We start from the raw sequence: 15,282 nt of genomic DNA, 5'->3' as shown, positions 1-15,282 counted from the left end.
CGGCGACCTCTGCCAGGGTGCGCAGCGATGCGCACCTTATGCAATCAGGCGTATTTCACCGTGATCGACGCGCTGGCCAGCGCATGGAAGTGCACGTTGAAGCCGACCATCGCGCCGCTGGCACCTTCGTCCACCTCAATTTTCTCCACGTCCAGCGCATGCACCGTAAAGATGTAGCGATGCGATTCGCCCTGCGGCGGCGCTGCGCCACCGTAACCGCTCTGGCCGAAATCGGTGCGCGTCTGAATGGCACCCTCCGGCAGTTCCGCCACGCCGGAACCGGCGCCCTGTGACAGCACGGTCACCTCAGCCGGAATATTGGCGACCACCCAGTGCCACCAGCCGGAGCCGGTCGGGGCATCAGGATCGTAGCAGGTCACCACAAAGCTTTTGGTGCCGGCCGGCACTTCATCCCATGCCAGGTGCGGCGACAGATTATCGCCCTGGTAACCCATGCCGTTAAACACGTGGCGCTCGGGCATTTTATCGCCATCGTTAAAATCCTGGCTCACTACGCGCATGATCTCTCCTTTCCTGTTGTGTACTGCTCTCCATGATGGTGGAAAATGGCGGCGAGTGCCAGCGGTGTCAGGGCTGAAAGTGGCCGTCCACCGCCAGTGCAGCGCTTAGCGCCGCCGTCAGCTGCGTCAGCTGTGCGGCAGAAATCAGATAAGGTGGCATCAGGTAAATCAGCTTACCGAACGGGCGAATCCATACGCCGCGTTCCACGAAGAACTGCTGCAGCGCCGCCATGTTCACCGGCTGATGAGTCTCAATCACGCCAATCGCCCCCAGCACGCGCGCATCCGCCACCAGCGGATGGTCGCGCAGCGGCAGCAGTTCCGTTCGCAGCTGCTGCTCAATCGCCGCCACCTGCGCCGGCCAGTGCCCTTCGTTGATCAGCTTCAGGCTTTCGACTGCCACTGCACAGGCCAGCGGATTGCCCATAAAGGTCGGACCATGCATAAAGCAGCCCGCCGCGCTGCGGCTGATGGTATCGGCGACGTCGCGCGTGGTCAGGGTGGCGGAAAGCGTCAGGGTGCCGCCGGTCAGCGCCTTGCCGAGACACAAAATGTCCGGCGTGATGCCGGCGTGTTCGCAGGCAAACAGCTTGCCGCTGCGGCCGAAGCCGGTGGCGATCTCATCGGCGATCAGCAACAAACCGTAGCGATCGCACAGCGCCCGCACCTGTTGCAGATAGCGTGGATGGTAAAAGCGCATGCCGCCGGCACCCTGTACGATAGGTTCCAGAATTACCGCGGCAATGCTGCGATGGTGCTGTTCGGCCAGCCGGGCGAAATCGGCAATATCGTTGTCATCCCAGTCATCGTCAAAGCCACACTGCGGCGCGCGGGCGAACAGATGCTCGGGCAGGTAGCCGCGCCACAGGCTGTGCATCGAGTTTTCCGGATCGCAGACCGACATGGCGGCAAACGTATCGCCGTGATAACCGCGCTGCAGCGTGAGGAATTTCTGCCGCGTCTCTCCGCGACCCAGCCAGTACTGCAGCGCCATTTTCATCGACACTTCGACGGCGATCGAGCCGGAATCGGCGAGGAACACGCACTCCAGCGCCTCGGGCGTCATGGCGATCAGCTGGCGGCTCAGCTCCACGGCTGGCGGATGGGTGATGCCGCCGAACATCACGTGTGACATCTGCGCCATCTGCTGCTGCAACGCCTGATTGAGGCGCGGATGGTTATAGCCGTGGATCGCTGCCCACCACGAAGACATGCCGTCGACCAGCTCACGTCCATCGGCCAGCTGCAGCGTGCAGCCGTGCGCGGCCACCACCGGGTAGCACGGCAGCGGATCGCGCATTGAGGTGTAAGGATGCCAGATATGCTGGCGGTCAAAGCGGAGGTCGTCCTGTGTGAACATCTGTCTTGTAAACCATTTTGAAAAGATTTAGTTTACAAGTATAACCACGTTAATCGTCAGGATGAACCCCCTTTTTTGGAGTAAGCAATGGCTAATCGCTGGACACTGGCTCAGGCTCAGGCGCTATTTGATAAACCTTTTCTCGAGCTGATGTTTGAAGCACAGCAGGTGCACCGCCAGCACTTCGACCCGCGTCAGGTGCAGGTCAGCACGCTGCTGTCGATCAAAACCGGCGCCTGTCCGGAAGACTGTAAATACTGTCCGCAGAGCGCGCGTTACAAAACCGGGCTGGAAACCGAGCGCCTGATGGAGGTGGAAGCGGTGCTGGAATCGGCGCGCAAGGCCAAAGCAGCCGGCTCCAGCCGCTTCTGCATGGGCGCGGCGTGGAAAAACCCGCACGAGCGCGACATGCCGTACCTTGAGCAGATGGTGCAGGGCGTGAAAGCCATGGGCATGGAAACCTGCATGACGCTGGGAACGCTTGACCACGATCAGGCGCAGCGGCTGGCCAGCGCCGGGCTCGATTTTTACAACCATAACCTCGACACCTCGCCGGAGTTTTACGGCAGCATCATCACCACCCGTACCTATCAGGAGCGTCTTGATACGCTGGATAAAGTGCGCAACGCCGGCATCAAAGTGTGTTCAGGCGGCATTGTCGGGCTGGGCGAAACGGTCAACGACCGCGCCGGATTGCTGGTGCAGCTGGCCAACCTGCCCACGCCGCCGGAGAGCGTGCCGATTAACATGCTGGTGAAAGTCAAAGGCACGCCGCTGGCGGATAACGATGACGTCGAGCCGTTCGACTTTATCCGCACCATTGCCGTGGCGCGCATCATGATGCCGACCTCGCACGTGCGTCTGTCGGCCGGTCGCGAGCAGATGAGCGAACAGACCCAGGCGATGTGCTTCATGGCGGGTGCCAACTCGATTTTCTACGGCTGCAAGCTGCTGACCACGCCGAACCCGGAAGAGGACAAAGATCTGATCCTGTTCCGCAAGCTGGGCCTGAATCCGGAGCACACCGCAACGACTGCGGGCGATAACGAACAGCAGCATCAGCTCAGCGAGCAGTTGCTGCACGCCGACAGCGCGCAGTTCTATAACGCGGCCGTGTAAATGTGGTCTGAACGTATTGCGCAGGCGCTGACGGCGCAGCGTGCCGCCGACGGCTGGCGGCAGCGGCGGCGCATTGAGCACAACAGCGTGCGTGAAATTACCCTCGACGGGCAGCGCTATCGCCACTTCTCCAGTAATGATTACCTCGGCCTGAGCCAGCATCCGGCGGTGATGGCCGCCTGGCAGCAGGGCGTGCGCGAGGCAGGCGTCGGTGCCGGCGCTTCCGGCCACGTCACCGGCTACAGCCGCCACCATGCGCAGCTGGAGCAGCAGCTGGCGTCCTGGCTCGGCTACCCGCGCGCGCTGCTGTTTATCTCCGGCTTTGCCGCCAACCAGGCAGTGATCCATCTGCTGGCGCAAAAGTCGGATCGCATTATCGCTGACAAACTGGCGCACGCCTCGCTGCTGGATGCCGCCAGCCACAGTCCGGCAACGCTGCGCCGTTTTGCCCACAACCAGCCGGCCAGCCTGGCGAAGCTGCTGGCGACGCGTGCGGAAGGCGGCACGCTGGTGGTGACCGAGGGCGTATTCAGCATGGATGGCGACAGTGCGCCGCTGGCTGAACTTGCCGCCGAAACCCGGCGCGCGGGCGGCTGGCTGCTGGTGGACGATGCGCACGGCATTGGCGTCACCGGTGAGCAGGGGCGCGGCAGCTGCTGGCAGCAGCAGGTGAAACCGGAACTGCTGGTGGTGACCTTTGGTAAAGGCTTTGGCGTCAGCGGCGCCGCGCTGCTGTGTGATGACGCCACCGCAGATTACGTCGAGCAGTTCTCGCGCCATTTAATCTATTCCACCGCCATGCCGCCGGCGCAGTGCTGTGCGCTGCTGGCGGCGCTGCAGCAGATCCAGCAGGGCGACGCGCTGCGCGCGCGGTTGCAGCAAAATATTGCCCGCTTTCGCGCGGGCGCGGCGCAGTTGCCGTGGCAGCTGATGGCCTCTGACAGCGCCATTCAGCCGCTGATCGTCGGCGAAAACCGTGCCGCGCTGGCGCTGGCGCAGCGGCTGGCGCAGGCCGGTTGCTGGGTGAGCGCTATTCGGCCACCGACGGTGCCGCCGGGTACCGCGCGCCTGCGCATTACGCTCACCGCCGCGCATCATCCCGAAGATATCGACGCGTTGCTGGAGGCACTGTATGACGCTGCAGGTGAATAAACAGGCGGTGGCGCAGGCGTTTGGCCGGGCGGCCGCGCACTACGAACAGCATGCTCAGCTGCAGCGCCAGAGCGGCGAGGCGCTGCTGGCGCTGGCGCCGGCCGGATTTGGCCCGCAGCTGCTGGATGCCGGCTGCGGCACCGGCTGGTTCAGCCGCTACTGGCGCGATCGCGGTCGCCAGGTCTGCGCGCTGGATCTGTCACCGGCGATGCTGCAGGCGGCGCGCGAACAGCACTCGGCGCACGACTATTTACAGGGCGATATCGACCAGTTACCGCTGGCGGATAACAGCGTCGACGGCGTCTGGAGCAACCTGGCGGTGCAGTGGAGCAGCGATCTGCGCACCGCGCTGCAGCAGTTTCTGCGCGTGACGCGCCCGGGCGGCAGCGTGCTGTTCTCGACGCTGCTCGACGGCTCGCTGCAGGAGGTGCACCAGGCGTGGGCGCAGATCGATGGTCGGCGTCACGCCAATCGCTTCCTCAGCGGCGATGCCTTTGCCCTGGCGACCGCGGGCCTGCCGCTGCGCAGCCAGACGCAGATCGTCACGCTGCACTTCCCCAGCGCGCTCAGTGCCATGCGCTCGCTGAAAGGCATCGGCGCAACGCATCTGCACGATGGGCGACACGCGGCCCTGCTGACGCGCCCGCAGCTGGCGCAGCTGGAGCAGCACTGGCCGCAGGATGCGCACGGCTATCGTCTCAGTTATCACCTGATGTATGGAGTTTTACAAAAATGACACGCTGGTTTATTACCGGAACTGATACCGAAGTGGGCAAAACGGTCGCCAGCGGCGCCCTGTTGCAGGCGGCCAGCGCCGCGGGATTACGCACGGCTGGCTACAAACCGGTGGCCTCCGGCTGCGAGGTCACGCCCGACGGCGTGCGCAACAGCGACGCGCTGGCGCTGCAGCGCTACAGCAGCCTGGCGCTGAGCTATGAGCAGGTAAACCCGCTGGCGTTCATCGAACCGACGTCGCCGCATATCGTCAGCGCACAAGAGGGCAGACCGATTGAATTTGCGCAGCTCTCCGCTGGCTTACGCGCGCTGGAGCAGCAGGCTGAATGGGTGCTGGTGGAAGGTGCGGGCGGCTGGTTCACGCCTCTGTCCGCAACGCAAACCTACGCCGACTGGGTCGCCGCCGAGCAGCTGCCGGTGATTCTGGTGGTCGGCGTGAAGCTCGGCTGCATCAACCACGCCATGCTGACGGCGGAAGCGGTGAAAGCGCGCGGGTTGCGCCTTGCCGGCTGGATTGCCAATGACATCCAGCCGCCGGGTAAGCGACATGCGGAATATCTGGCGACGCTACAACAGCGCATTGCGGCCCCGTTCCTCGGTGAGATTCCGTGGCTGAGCAGCGCGGCGCAGCAGGCCGACTGTGGCCGTTACCTTACCCTGCCAGAGTAAATGGCGCGGCGGCGCAGCACTCTGCGCCGCAGGCTACCGACGCTAGGTGGCCGTTAGCCACTTACTCACCGTTACATCATCCAGCTGCGCCACGCTGCCCTGCGCCACGTTGCGGCCACGATGCAGCAGCAGAAAATAGTCTGCCACGCGGCGAATGAACGACACATGCTGTTCCAGCAGCAGAATCGTCAGGCCATAGTCGCGGTTCAGGCGGCGAATCAGATTCCCCATCTCCTCCTCCAGCCACGGCGACATGCCTTCGGTGGGTTCATCGAGGATCAGCAGTTTCGGCTGCAGCACCAGCGCGCGCGCCAGGGCCAGCTGCTGCTGCTGATCCATCGGCAGTTCGCCACTGCGCTGATGACGCAGCGAGTAGAGCGCCGGAAACAGATCGAACACCATCTCGGGAATGGCGCGGCTGCGATCGTCCTGTGCCGCCATCAGCGCAATCAGCAGGTTATCTTCCACGCTCATCTGGGAAAAGATGTGGCGTCCCTGTGGTACGTAGCCGATGCCCATGCGCGCGCGTTGCTCAGCGGGCTGCAGCAGCAGGTTTTCCGGCGGCGCGCCGTCTTCCTGCCAGGTCATCGATCCACTATTAATGGGCAGGCGACCCATAATACAGTTCACCAGCGTGGTTTTGCCCATCCCCGGGCTGCCCAGCACGCCGGTGCAGGTGCCTGGCGGCAGATCGAGATCCACATCCCATAAAATATGGTTCTGACCGTAAAATTGATTCACCGAACGTAAACTCAGCATCTGACATTCTCCTTCCAGATTATTCGCCTGAATGCTCCCGCTCTGTGTCGTCTGGCATACAGTCATGCACAATGGCTATTGGGACACTGCTGTCGCCGGCGGCGCTTGTTCATCCTGCCGGCATGGACTCGTCACTCCACCGTTAATTCACTGCAATTACCAGGCCAGATCCGCCAAAGCAGCCTCAACCGGGGTAAAAGGCAGCGAAACTCGTCATAATTGATGAGCAAAGCTTAACAATTGCCCGCAGTAATAACTCGCGTGCACTTTGACGGTGCTGACTGCTTAACGTTTCTGGTGCATCTGTGCTGTCATAAGGCAGGGACTGAAGAAATAAGTGGCCTTAACGCTGGGCTTTTTCCCGTTACGGCACGATGGGGTACGCCAAAAGAATAGTTAAAGCCGCACGGGATGATGGAAAAATAATCGCAAAAAAAATTTTTTCGCACGGCAGGATAAGCGAGGGGAAAATTATACACAGCCGATGGACGTGGGGCTGGATTCAGTTATCCACTATTCCTGTGGATAACCTTGTGCATTAGCGACTGAAAACCGGGCGCAAGCGAGGAAATACGCGGGTTGCATACATAATGCTGCGAAACTGGGCTTTTGAGTCAATCCTTTTTAAATCAGCAGGTTATTTAAAAGCAAGCCTGAGAATTGTCTGGCTTGTCATCAGACTGCAATTTAATGACGCTCTATTGACAATTGTTAAAAGCGTTGCTCGTCTGGGGATAACCTTGCGCAACAAACGCTTCCGGATTACCGCATAAATTACGCTGAAGCGAATCGCGACATCTCCCCATCATCGTGCAGCATATCTGTAATTATATCCAGTATTTTTTTCTGGCAAAATCGCCATAGCAGAGTAGAATTACCAGCCTGCCCGCCGACTTCTTCAGCAGGAACCGTAATACCATGAGTAAAGCCTTTAAACTCAACTCCGCTTTCAAACCTTCAGGCGATCAGCCTGAGGCGATTCGTCGCCTTGAAGAAGGGCTGGAGGATGGACTGGCGCACCAGACGCTGCTGGGGGTTACCGGTTCAGGAAAAACTTTTACCATCGCCAACGTCATTGCCGATCTCAACCGGCCGACCATGGTAATGGCACCGAATAAAACGCTGGCGGCACAGCTGTATGGCGAGATGAAAGAGTTCTTCCCGGATAACGCGGTCGAGTTCTTCGTCTCCTACTACGACTACTATCAGCCGGAAGCCTACGTGCCCAGTTCGGATACCTTCATTGAGAAAGATGCGGCGGTAAACGAGCACATCGAGCAGATGCGTCTCTCTGCCACTAAAGCGATGCTGGAGCGCCGCGACGTGATTGTGGTGGCATCGGTTTCTGCCATCTACGGCCTGGGCGATCCCGATCTCTACCTGAAAATGATGCTGCATCTGACGCGCGGCATGATCATCGACCAGCGCAGCATCCTGCGCCGCCTCGCCGAACTGCAGTACACCCGCAACGATCAGGTTTTCCAGCGCGGCACCTTCCGCGTGCGCGGCGAAGTGATCGATATCTTCCCGGCGGAATCCGATGACATTGGTCTGCGCGTTGAACTGTTTGATGAAGAGGTTGAGCGCCTGTCGCTGTTCGACCCGCTGACCGGCCAGGTGATCTCGGTGATTCCGCGTTTCACCATCTACCCGAAGACGCACTACGTGACGCCGCGCGAGCGTATTCTGCAGGCGATGGAAGAGATCAAGGATGAGCTGGCGGTGCGGCGCAAAGTGCTGCTGGAGAACAACAAACTGCTGGAAGAGCAGCGCATCACCCAGCGTACCCAGTTCGACCTCGAAATGATGAACGAACTCGGCTACTGCTCGGGCATTGAAAACTATTCGCGCTATCTCTCCGGACGCGGACCGGGTGAGCCGCCGCCGACGCTGTTTGATTACCTGCCGGCGGATGGCCTGCTGGTGGTCGATGAATCCCACGTGACTATTCCGCAGATTGGCGGCATGTATCGCGGTGACCGCGCGCGTAAAGAGACGCTGGTGGAGTACGGTTTCCGCCTGCCGTCGGCGCTGGATAACCGTCCGCTGCGCTTTGAAGAGTTTGAAGCGCTGGCACCGCAGACCATTTACGTCTCGGCCACGCCTGGTAACTACGAGCTGGAGAAATCGGGCGGCGACGTCATCGATCAGGTGGTGCGGCCTACCGGTCTGCTCGATCCGATTCTTGAGGTGCGTCCGGTGGCGACCCAGGTCGACGATCTGCTGTCGGAGATCCGCAAGCGCGTCGAAATCAACGAGCGCGTGCTGGTCACTACGCTGACCAAGCGTATGGCCGAAGACCTCACCGAGTATCTTGAAGAGCACGGCGAGAAGGTGCGTTATCTGCACTCCGACATTGATACCGTTGAGCGTATGGAGATCATTCGCGATCTACGTCTCGGGGAGTTTGACGTGCTGGTGGGGATTAACCTGCTGCGCGAAGGGCTGGATATGCCGGAAGTGTCGCTGGTGGCGATTCTTGACGCCGATAAAGAGGGCTTCCTGCGCTCCGAGCGCTCGCTGATTCAGACCATCGGACGCGCGGCGCGTAACGTCAACGGCAGAGCGATTCTCTACGCAGATAAGATCACGCCGTCGATGGCGCGGGCGATGGAAGAGACCGAGCGCCGCCGCGAGAAGCAGCAGCGTTATAACGAAGAGCGGGGCATTGTGCCGCAGGGCCTGAACAAGAAAATCACCGATATTCTTGAGCTGGGCAAAAACGTGGTGAAAACGCGCGGCAAAGGTAAAACGGCTTCACGCACTGCCGCCGAGGCTGAGGCCAGCTATCTGGCGCTCACGCCACAGGCCATGCAGAAGAAGATCCACGAGCTGGAAGGGCAGATGCAGCAGCACGCGCAGAACCTGGAGTTCGAAGAGGCCGCGCGGGTGCGCGACCAGCTGCACGAGCTGCGTGAACTGTTTATCGCCGCCTCTTAATCTGAAGCCGGCGGTCGCGTTGCGCGCCGGCTAAACCGCCTGAATGGCATGCTCCAGCGCGCGGCGCAGCAGCTGGCGGTCGTGACGATAGCGGATATCGGCGGCTTCCAGCGGTTCGCGCACGATCAACCGCTCAGTGACGCCGCGCGTGTCTGCTGACGGGCCGACCACTACAGCGTCAATCACCCGTTTGCCAATGGCTTTTTCCATCATCGCCAGCTTGTCGGCGACCGTCAGGCTGGCCGCCGCCGGGCTCAGTTCGCGCCCGAGATTACCGATGAACACCATGGTGGCAGGCGTCCGGCGCAGCGCGCGTGCCATCTCCTCCATCAGCAGAATCGGCATCAGGCTGGTGTAAAAGCTGCCGGGACCAATCAGGATCAAATCGGCCTCGGCGACGGCGTCCAGCGCTTCACGCGTCGGCACCACATTAGGGTGCAGCATCAGCTCTTCCGGCGCCTGCTTCATTTCGTCAATCGCCGTTTCACCGTACACCATATTGCCTTCGCTATCCTGCGCGACCAGGTCCACCGGCTGCTCCGACATCGGAATCAGAAACGCATCCACCTTCAGCAGGTTGCGGATAATGTTGATGGCTTCCAGCGGACGCACGCTGAGGTGATCGAGCGCTTTCAGGATCAGATTGCCCAGATTATGCCCGGCCAGTTCGCCGTTGCCGGTAAAGCGATACTCGAACATGGCAGAGGCCACGCTGGGTTCGGTGATCAGCTGATTAATGCAGTTGCGCATGTCGCCCCAGGCAATGCCGCCTTCTGAACGGCGTATGCGGCCGGTGGATCCACCGTTGTCGGTGGTGGTGACGATGCCGGTCAGGCGTGAGCCCAGCGGCGCCAGCGCCGACATCACGCGGCCAAGGCCGTGGCCGCCGCCGAGTGCCACCACGCGATCTAAATCTGCCAGGGTACGATTCATGCTGCTCCTTAAAAACGCCGCACGTGAGGTGCAGACGGCGTTCAACTGATGTGTATCAATATCTGTCGCGCATTTTACCGTATCCTGTCGCGAAAATGCGGTGAAATAACGTTATGTATCAATATATATAGCGATAAATGCCGATGGATGCGAGCGTCAAATCGCGCTACCATTTGCTTTAACCGTGTTGTCCATAATGACAACAGACTCCCAAGCCTTGCGTTCCTAAGTCGTGTGATATGGATGCCTGGCCGCAGCCGCGAGCTGCCAGGGTGCAGAAAGAAATGACTGCATCTCCCGTACTTTGGAAAGGTGTTCAGGTGCCACAATTTACAGATGCCTATGCGCGCAGCTTTTATTATCTGCGCCTGTCGGTCACGGATGTGTGTAACTTCCGTTGTACCTACTGCCTGCCCGACGGCTACCAGCCGAACGGCGTGCACAACAAAAGTTTTCTCTCGCTGGATGAGATTCGTCGCGTGACGCGTGCCTTTGCGGCAGCGGGCACCGAAAAAGTGCGCCTGACCGGCGGCGAACCCTCGATGCGGCGCGACTTCACCGATATCATTGCCGCCGTGCGCGACAACGCGGCAATCCGCCAGATCGCCATGACCACCAATGGCTACCGCATGGCGCGCGACGTCGGCGCCTGGCGTGCGGCAGGCCTCACCCATATCAATGTCAGCGTCGACAGCCTCGACGCACGGCAGTTTCACGCCATCACCGGGCAGAACAAGTTTCACGAAGTCATGGCGGGGATTGATGCGGCCTTTGATGCCGGTTTCAGCACCGTTAAAGTCAACAGCGTGCTGATGCGCGACGTCAACAGCCACAGCCTGGAGACCTTTCTGGCGTGGATCCGCACCCGGCCGATTCAGCTGCGCTTTATCGAGCTGATGGAAACCGGCGAGGGCGGCGATCTGTTCCGCCGTCATCATGTGTCCGGCGAGGTGATTCGCGATCAGCTGATCATGCAGGGCTGGCAGCGCCAGCCGCGCGGCCGCAGCGATGGCCCGGCCCAGGTGTTCCGCCATCCGGATTATCAGGGTGAAGTTGGCCTGATCATGCCGTATGAAAAAGATTTCTGCGCCAGCTGTAATCGCCTGCGCGTATCGGCGATCGGTAACCTGCATCTGTGCCTGTTTGGCGACGGCGGCGTGCCGCTGCGCGATCTGCTGGCCTCCGACGATCAGCAGGCCGAGCTGCAGGCGCGCATCGCCCACAGCCTCGGGCAGAAAAAGCAGACGCATTTCCTGCATCAGGGCAATACCGGCATCACGCAGAACCTCTCCTTCATTGGTGGCTAAACACAGGAGTTACGGCCATGGGTAAACCTTCCGGCGATTTTGTCGCCTTAAATGCGGCGGTGATGACCGTCTCTGACAGCCGCGACGCCAGCAGTGACAGCTCTGGCGACTATCTGCGTGAGGCGCTGACCGAAGCCGGGCATCAGGTGGTCGATCACGCCATCGTCCCGGACAACCGTTATCGCATCCGCGCCACGCTGTCGCGCTGGATTGCCAGTGAAGATGTGCAGGTGGTGCTGATTAACGGCGGCACCGGCTTTAACAGTAAAAACAGTACGCCGGAAGCGCTGTTGCCGCTGCTGGATCGCGAAATTGACGGCTTTGGCGAACTGTTTCGCATGATCTCCTACGAGGAGATCGGCAGCGCGACGCTGCAATCACGCGCGGTGGCCGGTCTGGCCAACCAGACGCTGCTGTTTGCCGTGCCGGGCTCAACCGGTGCCTGCCGCAGCGCATGGGAGCGGATCATTGAAGCCCAGCTGGATGCGCGTACGCGTCCGTGTAATTTTGTCTCACATTTGAAGAAGTTATAAGCATGTCCTCGTTAACCCATATCAATGCGGCCGGCGAAGCCCACATGGTGGACGTCTCCGGCAAAACTGACACCGTGCGAGAAGCGCAGGCGGAAGTCCTGGTGCTGATGCAGCCGGCCACGCTGCAAATGATCCTCGACGGCAGCCATGACAAAGGCGATGTTTTCGCCACCGCACGCATTGCCGGTATTCAGGCGGCGAAGCGCACCTGGGAACTGATTCCGCTGTGCCATCCGCTGATGCTGAGCAAAGTCGAGGTAACGCTGGTGGCTGAGCCGGAGCACAGCCGCGTTCGCATTACCTCGCGCTGTCGCCTGAGCGGCAAAACCGGCGTGGAAATGGAAGCGCTGACCGCCGCGTCGGTCGCGGCGCTGACCATCTACGACATGTGCAAAGCGGTGCAGAAAGATATCGTCATCGACCAGCTGCGGCTGCTGAGCAAAAGCGGCGGTAAATCCGGTGATTTCCAGGCGGTGCGCCATGATTAAGGTGCTGTTTTTTGCCCAGGTGCGCGAACTGACCGGCACCGCCGCGCTGGATCTGGCGGCAGAGTATGCTGACGTCGCCACGCTGCGCGCTGCGCTGGCGCAGAAAAGCGATCGCTGGGCGCTGGCGCTGGAGTCCGGCAAGCTGCTGGCGGCGGTGAATCAGACGCTGGTGCCGATGAACCATCCGCTGCGCGCCGGCGATGAAGTGGCGTTCTTCCCGCCGGTTACCGGAGGCTGAGCATGACAACCCGAATTCGCGTCGGCAGCGCGCCGTTTAACGTTGGCGACGAGTATGCGCTGCTGGCAGCGCATGACAGCGACGGCGCGGTCGTCACCTTCACCGGCAAAGTCCGCAACCACAATCTTGGCGACAGCGTGGCTGCACTAACGCTGGAGCACTATCCGGGTATGACGGAAAAAGCGCTGGCGGAGATTGTGGCGGATGCGCGTCAGCGCTGGGCGCTGCAGCAGGTAACGGTGATTCATCGCGTAGGCGAACTGTTCCCCGGTGATGAGATCGTGTTCGTTGGCGTCAGCAGCGCCCATCGCGGCAGCGCCTTTGCCGCCAGTGAATTTATTATGGATTACCTGAAAACCCGCGCGCCGTTCTGGAAGCGCGAAGCCACCGCGCAGGGCGATCGCTGGGTCGATGCCCGCGATAGCGATCATCAGGCCGCTGAACGCTGGAACTAGCGCGCAAAATCCGCCCGCGCTGATAGCCGCCAGACCACGAAAACGGTAAGGTACGGTTTTTGCTGGCTTATCAGGGAGCAGGATGAACACCACCACGATATTACGAGGCGCAGCGCTGCTGGCTGCGCTGGTGCTGGCCGGATGCAGCACCAAAAAGGAGCCGCAGCTGCCGGCCCGCCAGCCCGCTGACGTGAAAGCGCAAATTCAGCAATTGCTGCCCGCCCACGTCACGCAAAAATCGGCCTGGGCCGACGACATCTATACCGCGCTGCGCGTGCAGCACATCGACGCCAGCGCCAGCAACATTTGCGCGGTGATCGCCGTGACCGATCAGGAATCTAACTTCAGCGCCGATGCCACCGTGCCGGGTCTGCCAAAAATCGCCTGGGCGGAGATTGACCGCCGCGCCGCCAGCGTGCACGTGCCGGCGTTTCTGGTGCGCACCGCGTTACTGATCAAATCCTCTAACGGCGAGAGCTACGCGGCACGTCTCGATAAGGTGCACAGCGAGAAAGAGCTGAGCGCCATTTTCGATGACTTTATCGATATGGTGCCGATGGGGCAGAAGCTGTTCGGTAATCTCAACCCAATCCACACCGGCGGGCCGATGCAGGTCAGCATTGCCTTTGCCGAAGCGCACGCGCAGGGCTATCCGTACCCGATTGACGGCTCGATCCGGCGCGAAGTGTTCAGCCGACGCGGCGGTATCTACTTCGGCACGCTGCACCTGCTGGGTTATCCGGTGGATTACAGCCAGCCGCTGTATCGCTTTGCTGACTTCAACGCCGGCTGGTACGCCAGCCGCAACGCCGCGTTCCAGGCTGCGGTGGCGCGTGCCAGCGGCATCAAACTGGCGCTGGACGGCGACCTGATCCGCTACGGCAGCGAACAGGCGAGCGCCACCGAACTGGCGGTGCGCACGCTGGCGAAACAGCTGGACATGAGCCCGCGGGAAATTCGCCGCGATCTGGAGAAGGGCGACAGCGAAAGCTTCAGCGACAGCACGCTGTGGAAACAGACCTTTATCCTCGCCGATAAGATGGCGGGAAAACGTCTGCCGCGCGAAGTGCTGCCGGGCATTAAGCTGGAGAGCCCGAAAATTACCCGTAATCTCACCACCGCGTGGTTTGCCCAGCGGGTTGACGGGCGATATCAGCAGTGTATGACGCGCCGTTGACGATCGGTGGTGTACACTTCACACTGACGTTATCAGTAACTTTTAAAGAGGTGCATCATGGATCGATATCCACGTAATGGTTCAATCGTGCAGCAGGCGTCGACCGGGCTGCAAACCTATATGGCGCAGGTGTATGGCTGGATGACCTGCGGCTTACTGCTGACGGCGTTTGTGTCGTGGTTTGCTGCGCGCACCCCTGCCGTCATGGAGCTGGTGTTTGCCAATCGCATCACCTTCTTCGGCCTGATTATCGCGCAGCTGGCGCTGGTGTTCGTGCTTTCCGGCATGGTGCAGCGCATGAGCGGCGCCGTGGCGACCGGGCTGTTTATGCTCTATTCCGCGCTGACCGGGCTGACAATGGCGAGTATTTTCCTTGTTTATACCTACTCGTCGATCACCAGTACCTTCTTCGTTACCGCGGGCATGTTTGGTGCCATGAGCTTTTACGGCTACACCACCAAACGCGACCTGAGCCGCTTCGGCAGCCTGCTGTTTATGGCGCTGATCGGCATTCTGCTGGCGTCGCTGGTGAATTTCTGGCTGAAAAGCCCGGCGCTGATGTGGGCGATTACCTATATCGGCGTGGTGGTGTTTGTGGGCCTGACGGCTTATGACACGCAGAAGCTGAAAGCCATCGGTGAGGGCATTGATGTTAACGATAAAGAGAATCTGCGCCGCTTCTCCATCATGGGCGCGCTGACGCTGTATCTCGATTTCATCAACCTGTTCCTGATGCTGCTGCGGATTTTCGGGAACCGTCGCTAAGAGTAACCAGCCATTAAGGCTGTGAAAATAATCGCGCCGCTACGGCGAGGTGAACGGTCTGTACTTATCAGCCCGTTTCACCTTCTCCGCAGCGGCGCAATGTATTACGCGTTATTCAGCCTCCACCTGGC

Annotated in this window: 16 protein-coding genes and 1 riboswitch; of the genes, 12 read left to right on the top strand and 4 right to left on the bottom strand. The window is 60.5% G+C overall.

The features are described from left to right. Window positions 1-44: 44 nt before the first annotated feature. Both C1Y43_RS04110 and bioA read right to left on the bottom strand, forming a co-directional pair. A complete protein-coding gene (locus C1Y43_RS04110) occupies window positions 45-521 on the bottom strand; it encodes a kinase inhibitor (RefSeq protein ID WP_058781275.1) in 477 nt (158 codons plus the stop codon). A gap of 67 nt (window positions 522-588) precedes the next feature. Further along, the gene (gene bioA, locus C1Y43_RS04105) at window positions 589-1,881 is read right to left on the bottom strand and encodes an adenosylmethionine--8-amino-7-oxononanoate transaminase (RefSeq protein ID WP_104187096.1); all 1,293 of its coding nucleotides are present in this window, start codon (window positions 1,879-1,881) and stop codon (window positions 589-591) included. Between the two features lie 87 nt (window positions 1,882-1,968). On the opposite strand from bioA, the gene bioB reads away from it, so the two are divergent. The 4 genes from bioB to bioD are packed head-to-tail and all read left to right on the top strand — an operon-like array spanning window position 1,969 to window position 5,556. Then, on the top strand, window positions 1,969-3,000 hold the full coding sequence (gene bioB, locus C1Y43_RS04100; RefSeq protein WP_058757850.1) for a biotin synthase BioB: 1,032 nt from the start codon (window positions 1,969-1,971) through the stop codon (window positions 2,998-3,000). Further along, window positions 3,001-4,152 (top strand): 8-amino-7-oxononanoate synthase, encoded by a 1,152-nt coding sequence (gene bioF, locus C1Y43_RS04095; protein WP_058775299.1) that lies wholly within the window; start codon window positions 3,001-3,003, stop codon window positions 4,150-4,152. Next, complete coding sequence (bioC, locus tag C1Y43_RS04090) at window positions 4,133-4,888, top strand: malonyl-ACP O-methyltransferase BioC (RefSeq protein WP_058781278.1); 756 nt, start codon at window positions 4,133-4,135, stop codon at window positions 4,886-4,888. The genes bioF and bioC overlap by 20 nt, the downstream gene beginning before the upstream one ends. Next, window positions 4,885-5,556 (top strand): dethiobiotin synthase, encoded by a 672-nt coding sequence (gene bioD, locus C1Y43_RS04085; protein ID WP_104187094.1) that lies wholly within the window; start codon window positions 4,885-4,887, stop codon window positions 5,554-5,556. Before bioC ends, bioD begins: the two co-directional genes overlap by 4 nt. A gap of 42 nt (window positions 5,557-5,598) precedes the next feature. Here the strand turns inward: bioD and C1Y43_RS04080 are convergent, their stop codons facing one another. Continuing rightward, window positions 5,599-6,315, bottom strand: a complete 717-nt coding sequence (locus C1Y43_RS04080; protein WP_021508499.1) for an ABC transporter ATP-binding protein — start codon at window positions 6,313-6,315, stop codon at window positions 5,599-5,601. 918 nt (window positions 6,316-7,233) lie between these two features. Here C1Y43_RS04080 and uvrB point away from each other — a divergent pair. Next, complete coding sequence (uvrB, locus tag C1Y43_RS04075; RefSeq protein ID WP_021508497.1) at window positions 7,234-9,255, top strand: excinuclease ABC subunit UvrB; 2,022 nt, start codon at window positions 7,234-7,236, stop codon at window positions 9,253-9,255. Window positions 9,256-9,285: 30 nt separating this feature from the next. Here the strand turns inward: uvrB and yvcK are convergent, their stop codons facing one another. Beyond that, a complete protein-coding gene (gene yvcK / locus C1Y43_RS04070) occupies window positions 9,286-10,188 on the bottom strand; it encodes a uridine diphosphate-N-acetylglucosamine-binding protein YvcK (protein ID WP_021508496.1) in 903 nt (300 codons plus the stop codon). A 195-nt stretch (window positions 10,189-10,383) separates the two neighbouring features. Beyond that, window positions 10,384-10,520, top strand: a riboswitch (molybdenum cofactor riboswitch). Here yvcK and moaA point away from each other — a divergent pair. The 7 genes from moaA (at window position 10,509) to C1Y43_RS04035 (ending at window position 15,151) form a co-directional block, all read left to right on the top strand. Then, entirely contained in the window at window positions 10,509-11,495 is a 987-nt protein-coding gene (moaA, locus tag C1Y43_RS04065) for a GTP 3',8-cyclase MoaA (RefSeq protein WP_104187138.1), read from the top strand. It overlaps the preceding riboswitch by 12 nt. 17 nt (window positions 11,496-11,512) lie before the next feature. Continuing rightward, complete coding sequence (gene moaB / locus C1Y43_RS04060; RefSeq protein WP_021508494.1) at window positions 11,513-12,028, top strand: molybdenum cofactor biosynthesis protein B; 516 nt, start codon at window positions 11,513-11,515, stop codon at window positions 12,026-12,028. 2 nt (window positions 12,029-12,030) lie between these two features. Beyond that, window positions 12,031-12,516, top strand: a complete 486-nt coding sequence (gene moaC, locus C1Y43_RS04055) for a cyclic pyranopterin monophosphate synthase MoaC (protein ID WP_104187092.1) — start codon at window positions 12,031-12,033, stop codon at window positions 12,514-12,516. Then, complete coding sequence (gene moaD, locus C1Y43_RS04050; RefSeq protein WP_021508492.1) at window positions 12,509-12,754, top strand: molybdopterin synthase sulfur carrier subunit; 246 nt, start codon at window positions 12,509-12,511, stop codon at window positions 12,752-12,754. The genes moaC and moaD overlap by 8 nt, the downstream gene beginning before the upstream one ends. Window positions 12,755-12,756: 2 nt before the next feature. After that, the gene (moaE, locus tag C1Y43_RS04045) at window positions 12,757-13,209 is read left to right on the top strand and encodes a molybdopterin synthase catalytic subunit MoaE (RefSeq protein ID WP_021508491.1); all 453 of its coding nucleotides are present in this window, start codon (window positions 12,757-12,759) and stop codon (window positions 13,207-13,209) included. An 82-nt stretch (window positions 13,210-13,291) separates the two neighbouring features. Further along, the gene (locus tag C1Y43_RS04040) at window positions 13,292-14,386 is read left to right on the top strand and encodes a DUF1615 domain-containing protein (protein ID WP_104187090.1); all 1,095 of its coding nucleotides are present in this window, start codon (window positions 13,292-13,294) and stop codon (window positions 14,384-14,386) included. A 57-nt stretch (window positions 14,387-14,443) separates the two neighbouring features. Beyond that, window positions 14,444-15,151, top strand: a complete 708-nt coding sequence (locus C1Y43_RS04035) for a Bax inhibitor-1/YccA family protein (RefSeq protein ID WP_104187088.1) — start codon at window positions 14,444-14,446, stop codon at window positions 15,149-15,151. Window positions 15,152-15,282 lie beyond the last annotated feature (131 nt).

Source organism: Pantoea sp. ICBG 828 (assembly GCF_002928355.1).
Lineage (GTDB): Bacteria > Pseudomonadota > Gammaproteobacteria > Enterobacterales > Enterobacteriaceae > Pantoea > Pantoea dispersa.
Note: the sequence above shows the minus strand (reverse complement) of the source record. Positions and strands in the feature narration are given on the sequence as shown.

Coding starts and splice junctions, on each gene's coding strand:
- bioC (WP_058781278.1), top strand. CDS start 4,133: ATGACGCTGCAGGTGAATAAACAGGCGGTGGCGCAGGCGTTTGGCCGG.
- bioA (WP_104187096.1), bottom strand. CDS start 1,881: ATGTTCACACAGGACGACCTCCGCTTTGACCGCCAGCATATCTGGCAT.
- C1Y43_RS04080 (WP_021508499.1), bottom strand. CDS start 6,315: ATGCTGAGTTTACGTTCGGTGAATCAATTTTACGGTCAGAACCATATT.
- bioB (WP_058757850.1), top strand. CDS start 1,969: ATGGCTAATCGCTGGACACTGGCTCAGGCTCAGGCGCTATTTGATAAA.
- bioD (WP_104187094.1), top strand. CDS start 4,885: ATGACACGCTGGTTTATTACCGGAACTGATACCGAAGTGGGCAAAACG.
- yvcK (WP_021508496.1), bottom strand. CDS start 10,188: ATGAATCGTACCCTGGCAGATTTAGATCGCGTGGTGGCACTCGGCGGC.
- moaD (WP_021508492.1), top strand. CDS start 12,509: ATGATTAAGGTGCTGTTTTTTGCCCAGGTGCGCGAACTGACCGGCACC.
- C1Y43_RS04035 (WP_104187088.1), top strand. CDS start 14,444: ATGGATCGATATCCACGTAATGGTTCAATCGTGCAGCAGGCGTCGACC.
- C1Y43_RS04040 (WP_104187090.1), top strand. CDS start 13,292: ATGAACACCACCACGATATTACGAGGCGCAGCGCTGCTGGCTGCGCTG.
- moaE (WP_021508491.1), top strand. CDS start 12,757: ATGACAACCCGAATTCGCGTCGGCAGCGCGCCGTTTAACGTTGGCGAC.
- moaC (WP_104187092.1), top strand. CDS start 12,031: ATGTCCTCGTTAACCCATATCAATGCGGCCGGCGAAGCCCACATGGTG.
- moaB (WP_021508494.1), top strand. CDS start 11,513: ATGGGTAAACCTTCCGGCGATTTTGTCGCCTTAAATGCGGCGGTGATG.
- uvrB (WP_021508497.1), top strand. CDS start 7,234: ATGAGTAAAGCCTTTAAACTCAACTCCGCTTTCAAACCTTCAGGCGAT.
- bioF (WP_058775299.1), top strand. CDS start 3,001: ATGTGGTCTGAACGTATTGCGCAGGCGCTGACGGCGCAGCGTGCCGCC.
- C1Y43_RS04110 (WP_058781275.1), bottom strand. CDS start 521: ATGCGCGTAGTGAGCCAGGATTTTAACGATGGCGATAAAATGCCCGAG.